Source organism: Bacillus sp. 105MF, assembly GCF_000374885.1.
Taxonomy (GTDB): domain Bacteria; phylum Bacillota; class Bacilli; order Bacillales; family Bacillaceae_G; genus Bacillus_A; species Bacillus_A pseudomycoides.
Genome location: NZ_KB895633.1, coordinates 1 through 9,392 on the forward strand (window position 1 = coordinate 1; position 9,392 = coordinate 9,392).

General features: G+C 31.4%; 6 protein-coding genes and 3 pseudogenes. 4 read left to right on the forward strand and 5 right to left on the reverse strand.

All coding sequences use genetic code 11. The annotated features are described in order from the left end of the window. On the forward strand, positions 1–359 hold a 359-nt coding region (locus C564_RS0130315), incomplete at its 5' end, for a DDE-type integrase/transposase/recombinase (protein WP_018768056.1). Positions 360–1,103: 744 nt separating this feature from the next. Here C564_RS0130315 and C564_RS38560 read toward each other — a convergent pair. Further along, positions 1,104–1,202, reverse strand: a pseudogene (locus C564_RS38560) (deoxyuridine 5'-triphosphate nucleotidohydrolase); the annotation flags it as partial. A 2,234-nt stretch (positions 1,203–3,436) separates the two neighbouring features. Between C564_RS38560 and C564_RS0130325 the strand changes: the two are divergent. Next, positions 3,437–4,156, forward strand: a complete 720-nt coding sequence (locus C564_RS0130325; protein ID WP_018768058.1) for a MerR family transcriptional regulator — start codon at positions 3,437–3,439, stop codon at positions 4,154–4,156. A 32-nt stretch (positions 4,157–4,188) separates the two neighbouring features. Here the strand turns inward: C564_RS0130325 and C564_RS0130330 are convergent, their stop codons facing one another. The 3 genes from C564_RS0130330 to C564_RS0130340 form a co-directional block, all read right to left on the reverse strand. Beyond that, on the reverse strand, positions 4,189–5,643 hold the full coding sequence (locus tag C564_RS0130330) for a cell division protein FtsZ (RefSeq protein WP_018768059.1): 1,455 nt from the start codon (positions 5,641–5,643) through the stop codon (positions 4,189–4,191). Between the two features lie 4 nt (positions 5,644–5,647). Further along, the gene (locus C564_RS0130335; protein ID WP_003207634.1) at positions 5,648–6,070 is read right to left on the reverse strand and encodes a hypothetical protein; all 423 of its coding nucleotides are present in this window, start codon (positions 6,068–6,070) and stop codon (positions 5,648–5,650) included. A 528-nt stretch (positions 6,071–6,598) separates the two neighbouring features. Continuing rightward, the gene (locus C564_RS0130340) at positions 6,599–6,865 is read right to left on the reverse strand and encodes a hypothetical protein (RefSeq protein ID WP_026008761.1); all 267 of its coding nucleotides are present in this window, start codon (positions 6,863–6,865) and stop codon (positions 6,599–6,601) included. Between the two features lie 67 nt (positions 6,866–6,932). Here C564_RS0130340 and C564_RS37940 point away from each other — a divergent pair. Together C564_RS37940 and C564_RS35905 are read left to right on the forward strand one after the other, a co-directional pair. After that, a pseudogene (locus tag C564_RS37940) lies at positions 6,933–7,608 on the forward strand (type IV secretory system conjugative DNA transfer family protein); the annotation flags it as partial. A gap of 29 nt (positions 7,609–7,637) precedes the next feature. After that, positions 7,638–8,536, forward strand: a pseudogene (locus C564_RS35905) (DinB/UmuC family translesion DNA polymerase); the annotation flags it as partial. A gap of 43 nt (positions 8,537–8,579) precedes the next feature. On the opposite strand, the gene C564_RS0130355 reads toward C564_RS35905, so the two are convergent. Beyond that, entirely contained in the window at positions 8,580–9,287 is a 708-nt protein-coding gene (locus C564_RS0130355; RefSeq protein ID WP_026008763.1) for an IS6 family transposase, read from the reverse strand. Between the last annotated feature and the right edge of the window lie 105 nt (positions 9,288–9,392).

Sequence of the window (9,392 nt, forward strand, 5' to 3'; positions counted from 1 at the left end):
AGCGTTTCTTCAAGAAAGCTTTGCAGTCTTTTCATGTTTCACAGCCTCGTGTGATAACCATCGATAAGAATCCCGCCTATCCTATAGCAATTGAAGAGTTGAAGAATGAAAAAAAGATGCCTGTAGGCATCCAAATAAGGCGAGTGAAATATCTCAATAACATCGTGGAACAAGATCATCGGTTTATTAAAAAGCGAGTGCGTTCGATGTTAGGATTCAAATCATTTCGTACAGCCACTTACATACTGAGTGGCATAGAAGCGATGCATATGATGAAAAAGAAGCAACTTCATCAAGGGGTAAAGTCTGCCCAAAATCAAAAAGATTTCATTGATAAATTGTTTGGTATCGCATCATAATCTGTAATTTAGTAGGAAATTCAGGTCCTACTTTTTTTATAATTTATTTTTGCACCAGAACCTTCAAGACTCATTTAGAATTCTTTGATAGAAACATCGCAACTTTCTTCAAAACTTCGCGACTTTATTATAAACATCACATCTTTTTTCAAAACATCGTGACTTTATTACAAAGCAACATATACATGACATAAAAGGTTTCACAAAAAATGTTACACATTTAAAAATCATAATATAATGAACGTAATCGAATATTAAGAGTGTTGAAAATGCCAGATATAATACGACTTACTCTTTTTACATTTGTAACAATTAGTTCAATTTTCTCCTTAGTAAAGGAGTTTAAAAAGCCCAAGAAAAATGGATTTTTAATTTCAATTGAATTCTTACTTTTTATAGGGATGATACTATTAATAAAAGAGATTTTAATTTGTGTATAATAAATTTCTCCCTATGAATAAATCCAAATATCCTGTCAATTATGTAAATAGGCTGTATGCCAAAACCTATTTAAATTTCTTTCTCCGTCCCCCTTTTGGAGATGCCTTGGAGTTGAGCAGTTAGCTTTTGCTAGCTGCTCTTTTTAATTTTAGATTCCTCCTTGCACTTCTCGCAATACACCATATCTCCAATATCAATTGTATCTTTTTTGTATTGTGGGATTCCGCATCTGTATTCTCATCACCATCCGTTATCTAAGTATGCTTGTTTCGGGATTAAGTGTTCACTTTTGTATTGATCCGCCTATTTAGTTCTTCTCACTTCTACAAAGTACGCTGTTTCTACTGGCACTATAAAGTCTTGCGCGATGCGTGTTCCTCTCTCAATTACATCCACCTTAAGTATGTAAATTATAAGTTTAAATACTGAGTTTATTTATTGAAAATAAACCATAATAATAATTATTATGTAAACAAGATACATTTTTCTTTCAATCTCTAATACACAAAATTCTTCAACTAATCGATTATATTTACACATACGATTGGAGAAAATAAATATTAATAGCTTACAAATATCTGTTTTCCAATAAATCTTCACTTCAAAAAAACACAAAGGTGTTAAGTGAGAAATAATCCACAAAATATCAATGTCTTGTAAACAAATTCACTGATTACAGCACGATAATTAGCATTAACATGTCAACGAAAACAAAGATAAAAATGTTAATTTCATATCAACAGTAACTTAATTATTAAACTAATATTGATTTAAAGTTAATGAATATATTAATAGAAGGATATTTTTCTGAACTCTTAATAAATCATAGGCCATTAGTACTGATCGAAAAAAACTATAAAACGAATAGCCCCTTGTAAAGTATATATAGTTTTAAAAAAGAAAACACCTTCACAGATACTCTATAAATAATTCACTAAATAAAAAAGTGTTAACCATTCTCTACAAATAACCTCTGGTAGATTACTGCTATTCGTTTAAATAAACCATAAACCGTACAAATCATTATCAAATACTGTTTTGAATCACTTTTAATTTTAATGAAGACTCAAGAATCAACTATATATAATTTCCACAGAACGAAAAACATCGATATTTATACATTTATAATCGATATAACATTAACAACTAAAGAGGCTTTCATCACTATAGTTAATGTCTTGTTAATATCAGCTCTATTACATATCAATTTCACATTTCATGTTAATTTCATTATCTCTAATGAACCTAAATTATATATACAAAAGTAAAATCCAATCCACCGGCTGAATAATATTTAGTACTCAATTGCGTAAAAATGCTTACCATATACAAATATACTATTTATGAAATTTTACATCTAACTTATCTATGAAAGATTATAGAAGCACTGGATCGATTCTTTTTACTGTGATAAGACATACTTAAAGATTGATATCACCAAGGAAGAAGACTATATTAGCAGCGTAACAATTCGTATCCAGCTTAATGTTATTACAAAGTTTTAACATCATCATATTTTGTGTATAAATCTTTATTTTTCTTTTTATAAATACTGTACAGATTGTTTTGTTAATCTCATAGTAACTTTAAGTCGTTTTACTAATACATAATTAGCTCACTATCATCAATGTTATATTGATGTGCATGTAGTTTTAGTTGATATAACATTAACAATGATAATATATTTTGATTTTATAGTACTGTCTTGTCGATACACTCTTTATTACATGTTAATTTCATATCTCATGTTAATGTCTGTTTTTAAGGTGTTTGAGATAATAGAGCGCCCAAGCATCTAACATATCAATCTCAGTCCCTCTAATTTGCTTAAATCATCCTATAAACAACAGTTACGTTCGCGCTATAAGCTAAACATTATCCATATTCAATTACATATAAACTCTTATCTGTGCATGAGCATAATATTTTTTACGCTTTATATAAGCTTACTCGTGGTAAATTAGATACATTAAACCAACTAAATTCTATATCATAACAAAACACTCTTGCAGTTTTATATAAAATAAACAATGAAATCAATACTAATCATAACAGGGAACATACTATTCATATCACTTCTATAAGAATAACAGGGCTAGAGAAACATTAACTCTATTTAAAAGATTAAAGGATCAATAACTTACTAGTATTATTAAGCTACTAGCATCATCACATTAGTAGTATTGCCTTTTTGTATCTTTTTATACATTGAAATTGGAATTTAATAACCTACTTTTCTCATTTTCCACAGAACGTAGTCATTATATCATCATAATTTGTTTACAAAACACTTATATTTCCTTATCATTAATAATAAGCAATATAATATGTTAATCTCATGGCAACTATAAGCCGCATTTCTAGCACAAAATATACTTATTATCATTAATATAACATTGGTATTTATATGTTTTTAGTTAACAAAACATTAACATTCTAAACAAATTGTAGATTTATAGTCAATGTTTTGTTAATACACTCTTGGTTATATGTTAATCTCACATTTCATGTAAATACCTAAGTTGGTAGGTATTTATATTGATATCATCGAAATAACTATTAACATGTTGATTTCAGTCCACATGTTAATTTCAATTCAAGTGTGTATTTGATGATTTTTTCAAGGAGGTAGGACAATGATTGATCAAAAAAGCGATGATGATGTATTAAACGATAATGTTTTTGAAAAGGCATGGAGGATAACAGAATTCTCTAAATTAGTCGGACGTCATCATAACACAGTGTATAATTGGTTCAATATTTTAGAAGAAAAAGGTCTACATGAAACTTTAAGAACCCATAACACAAACGAAAAGCTCTATAATACTTTAGATCTTGAAATCGCTCTATTTATAAAACAAAAAAGAGATGAGAAGTGGTCTTTAGATGCTATTATTGAACTTTTACCACATCAATTTGATTTAAGACCAGTACCACTAGAGAATCAAGCAAATGAAGTATCTACCCAATTAAACCTTCAAGCAACTGCAGAAATCATTGAAAAAATGGTAAATAAGCAAATAGAAGAAAAAATAAAAAATATTGAATCTCAGTATGAAGAGAAGATAGGAAATATATTAAAACAGCTACCACAACCTGAAGATGCAGAAGCTTTAAAGATACGTCAACGTCAAGAACGACTAGATAATTTCATTATTGAACATAGAGCACGCCAGGAATTAAGAAAGCAAGCAGAAGGCCTCTGGAATAGCAAACCTGATGAGGAACGTATTAAAAAGGTAGGATGGTTTAAAAAAGAAGAAGATTTAGCTAAAAAGCAACTCTTCATTGAGCAGTACATACATGATAATATCATTGATTATATGAAATCTCTCATGAATACGACGGTGGAATAAGAAAAAGTCTGGATCTCGCTCCAGACTTTTTCTTATTTTGTAGTACCAAACATCTTATCTGGATCTAAAAAGTCCGCTAATTCAGCATCTTCATTGGCTCCAGCTTCTGTATCTTCTACGTCACTACCCATATCGATAAAATCACCAAAGGCAAAACCTAAGTCCTCATCCTCATCTATACTTTCTATCGTACTAATTTGAGACTTTTTGTACTGAATTTGACTTTGCTTCTCTTTAAATTCATTAAACTCTTCAACTAATCCCTTAGATAATCTTGATGGTAATGCATCAGTTTTATAAAACGTATATACACTTCCCAAGAAATCATTCTTACTTACTAAATATCCATTAAAAACAGTACCGTTTATAGGTAAATTATTTGAAACTTCTACTTTAGCATCATCCATGAAGGAATCATCAATGTTTTTTTGTTCATCTAGGATAGCAAGCATACCAAAATGGTGTACTTTTGATGCTTCAACAGAACCATCGTTATTCTTTTTCATCAAATCAATTGGATGATGGAAAGAGCTTCCTCCTAATGATTCTTGAAACATTTCTACAATTGCATGGCTATTTTCAATCTGGTTCATATTACGTGAAACCTTATTAATTACTAAACAACCTGTTTTCTCAAGTAAAATACGTTTAAAGTCTTGAGAATCAAGTATTACAGATGTCCCAGAACCATTTGCAGCTGTATTTAATTCATGAATAATTTCACTAATACGTTGATTTGCATAATCACGTGCATTGGCAATACCTTTTTTCTCATTTTCATTTAGCTCTTTAAATTCATCATAAAAGTGCTGATTATCAGCAAATACTACAAACGCTACACCTTTTGATTTATCATTAGCTAATTTCCAAATCTCTTGAGAAAATTTATTAACTTGTCTTAGTACATCCGGTCCATCTGCTCTTACTGGAAGTGTTACAACAATCCCCATTTTAATAAAATCTTTACGCTCAATAGCATTTTCAAAAGCGATTCTCGCAAATTTTGCTTGATCTGCTTTTATCTCTGCCATAGGGTATTGTTGTGCAACTTTTTGTAATTCTTGTCTAATTATAGGCTTGTTATGAAAAGCGGAAAACTCTTCAATCGCCTTAATGATTGTAGAAGTTCCTGTTCCTCCACCTAAGCCTGCAAAGAATAACACAAGTTCATCAGATGGTCTTACACGTTCCGTGATAAAATCTTTTAATTTTTCTTTTGCCTCATCATTTGATTCAAGTACCTTTACTGCACGCTCAGGATTTTTACCTAAACCACCTAATTTAAGTGAAACTTGGTTGCTTTTTGGTACATTTTTTAGTTCTGCTAGATCTCCATCATTACTGTTTAATGCTAAGCAGTTATATACTGATGTTCCATCTGTATGTTTATATTCAGCAAATTTATCTACCATTCTAGTACCAGCCTGACCAAAACCAACCATCGTCATCTTAATTGCTACTTCATTCTTCAAGAAATTTTTCGCCATTATTTTATCTCTCCTTATTTACTTTTTTTCTTTTCCCTAACTCAATAAGTACTTGTTGTCCTCTATAAGTTGAGATTAAAAATTTATACGGGTGCATAGACTTTTCATAGATTAAAGACATTGATGATAGTGTACTAACACTTATTTCAGCTGAACGTCTTGATATATTTGTGCGTTCAACCTCTAATGAATAAGATTTGCCTTTTGTTTTCTTTACTCTCCTATCTATGACTACATTTTCTACTATTTCATTAATTGATATGCCCCTCATGTATTTGGTTTCTTGAAATTGTTTATTAACGATGTTTCCTATGTATAGAAATACACTATATAGTATCTCATCTTGTTCAAGAATATCTGCGAACATGTTCACTACTTCATCTGTAAATTTTATCGTTTGATACTTCTCGCTTAAAACCTCGTTCAAGTTGTCCCCCCCTTAAACCATTGGTTAATTATTCCTAGAAACATAGTACATCATTATAAGGCGTATATCAAGTCATTATATATAAAACTTATATATAGAACCTATAAATTCCATTATTAGAAAACCCTTTATTTCACAAGCTTTCATTTATACAGCGTATATATACGGTGTATATATACTATATTAATCTTATATTTCATGTGATTCACATTCTAAACTCTTAATAGAATAGATTTCACTATCATTACTATATTAAGTAAACATATCACCCCAAAAACAGCACAATACGTTAACATGAAACTCACATATTAAATAACACATTTTATTATACGCTGTATATATACATTTTATTTATACAACGTATAATAAAACCTTAATATAAAAGGGTTTTCACCTTTTATATGTCAATTTTATATCAATATAAATATAATAAGTTTTATATATAAGGCTTATATATAAAACTTATATAAACTGCTTATTATTGATAACAAAAAATGCAATGCTGTAATAGCATTGCATTAATAATACTTATACTGCTAAATAACTTTCATTTAGTGCCTGGAACAACTCATCCTGAGTATCTTTCTTGGTTAATAGTTTGGTTCTATACGATTCATTTCTTGTTAGGGGAGAAGTTGTCAATGTCATGTTATATTGATGCATCTCTTCATTTAACTCTGTTGTTAGTTCACATAGTTGCATATACAGCAAGAAAAAATGTGTTTCTTTTGAATCTAATTCATTATCTGTTTCAGTCATTTCTAAAAATTTATTTGTGAATGTTGTTAATTTCATATCTACAAAACCATTCTGGCTTACCAATAACTAACCCCATAACTTCTTTAAAATTTATACTAATCTTGTAATTGATATGTACAATGACACTAATCTTATTTTTAATATGCATGTGAGTTTAAATAAACGACTTCCTAATAATATTGAAGCAATAACGGATAGAGATGAACGGAATCACTGGCGTATTGTAAAACAAGTAGATGAATGGTTTGACTTAAACTACGCCCTGAACTTTCTAGTGAGCGTGGTGAGGGAGAAATCATTTATCACACTGAGGGAAAATACTATGGTCAGCCTATACAAGAAACATTCGTGCGTGAATTTCGTAATACACTAAATAACATTTTTGCCCAACCCTTACTTCACCGTGTGTTATGTGATCCTTCGAGTTTGGTGATGTTTTTTTAATTAACACAGCAAGAGGGGATCTCTCTAATTTATTTGATGCATTTGGATAATTATGTTTATATGCAGTGCAAATTTCAAAACTTCGGCGTAAATATAAGACACCACTCATTGTAATCGTGCAAACAGTAAGTCAATTAACAATTGAGTATGGTCCTAGATTTATTACTACACTTTTAGGCGCGTTTCGTAATAATCTTGTTTACGGCGACGTTATATCGGAAGATGCAACACTATTTACTAAATTAATGGGTACCAAAACCGTCTATGAAGCACGCGAAGATGATCAAGAGTTTGATATGGTAACAGCTGAAATCGAAATGTTGCAAACTGATAGAGAAAAACCAAAGAAATCAGCTCCTATATACAAAACAGAATAGACGAATTCTTTATGGATATGACAGCTAGTATCCATTTATTCGCGGATAGCCCTTACGAATTCGCGCTAAAGTTTAAACGTGAAGTCTACGACCACACTCGTATTGAATGTACAATCGGCATTGGATCGAATCTATTAATGAGTAAATTCGCAATGGATATTGAAGCAAAGCGGAATCAAGATGGCATTACGCAGTGGACATACGACAATATACCCGAGAAATTATGGAGTATAAGGCCGCTCAGTAAATTTTTTGGGATATCGTACAAAACGGAAGCGAAGTTAAACAGGAAAGGGATTTATACAATCGGTGATCTAGCGAATTATCCGCTTAAGTATTTGAAACAAAGCTTTGGTGTAATCGGAGAAGAATTGCACTTATATAGTAATGGCATAGATTTTAGCCGTATTTCAGAAAAGTATATACCTGCGGAAACCTCTATCGTCAAGAGTCAGATATTGTTACGTGATTATTCAATAGATAAAATTCCGATTATCTTATTAGAACATACGGAAGAAGTTTGCTATCGATTACGAATGCAAAAGAAACTTGCTAGAACAAGCCATCTTTCGATTGGTAGCAGTAAGGGTTATTGTGGAGGATTTCGGAAGACACACACGTTCAGTCGACCGACCAATTTAACGATGGATATCTATCATGTTTGTACATATTATTTACACACGCTATACACTGGTGAACCAATTCCAACCGTTAGTATTTCATTAACGAATTTAGTTACGGAAGGTGAAGAACAGATTTCATTATTTGATGACGTAATACATCGAGAAAAGAAATGAAGTTAACAAAAGTCATGGATGAAATTCGAAGCCGCTTCGGTAAAAATAGCATTTTTCGTGGCCTATCTGGTTCTGGTGCAAATACTTAGGAAAGATATAAAGAGGCGAAAAGTTTCCTAGTGGAATCTAGTATTAAGCAGCAATTCCAAATAGTTGATGGATGAACTTCACTTGATTTTGGACAGACTTGCCCAGTAAAACAAGTTGCCCTTTTTTTACCATATGCATGGCTTCTACTCCTGCAAGAATAGATGTAGCTGTGCAAAAAGACTTGAATCCTAACATAGGAAGGACTCGCCTCTTAATGAATCGATGATCCTGTTCCACTATGTTATTGAGATATTTCACTTGCCTTAGTTGGATGCCTAATGGCATCTTTTTTTCTTTTCTTAATTCTTCAACTGCTATAGGATAAGTTGGATTCTTATCGACTGTCACGACACGAGACTCAGAAATATGAAAAGACTGCAAAGATTTCTTGAAGAATCGCTCTGCAGCCTTGTGGTTTCTTGCTTTGCTTAGGTAAAAATCGATGGTATTTCCTTTCGAATCGACAGTACGATACAGGTACATCCATTGACCTTTTACTTTGATATATGTTTTATCGACTCTCCAAGAGTCATTGGTTTGCTTGAGATGACGACGGATTTTTTTGTCTAATTCAGGACCATACTGATGAACCCAACGCATAATCGTTGTATGAGCAACGGATAAGCCCCGTTCCTCCATCATTTCCACCAAATCACGAAAGCTCAAGTTGTACCGTAGGTACCATCTTACTGTTTGCAAAATAATATCATGATGATAATGCTTCCACTTGAATAAATTTCGCTTTTCCATACTGATCACGTACCTTTTTTAGAGTAATAGTATCAGTATGTCCAAGATTTAGAGATTACTTTCAATTATCTTGAAGTTTTCGTACCAGAACCGAGTTTTGTTCTT